Raw genomic sequence first — 243 nt, 5'->3', positions numbered from 1 at the left:
CCGAAGGTTGCCGTGGTGAAGGTGGTTACCTGATCAACAAGCATGGCGAGCGTTTCATGGAGCGTTACGCTCCGAACGCGAAAGACCTTGCCGGTCGTGATGTCGTGGCCCGTTCGATGGTCAAGGAAATCATCGCCGGTAACGGCTGTGGCCCGAATGGCGACCACGTACTGCTGAAACTCGATCACCTGGGTGAAGAAGTACTGCACAGCCGCCTGCCAGGTATCTGCGAACTGTCCAAGA

The 243-nt window shown here is 57.2% G+C and carries 1 protein-coding gene; it reads left to right on the top strand.

What is annotated here, in order from left to right:
• The coding region (locus tag SB764_RS43910) for an FAD-binding protein (RefSeq protein ID WP_410867299.1) at nucleotides 1-243 on the top strand (243 nt) is incomplete at both ends.

This window comes from Paraburkholderia sp. SIMBA_027 (assembly GCF_046535315.1).
Classification (GTDB): domain Bacteria; phylum Pseudomonadota; class Gammaproteobacteria; order Burkholderiales; family Burkholderiaceae; genus Paraburkholderia; species Paraburkholderia tropica.
Note: the sequence above shows the minus strand (reverse complement) of the source record. Positions and strands in the feature narration are given on the sequence as shown.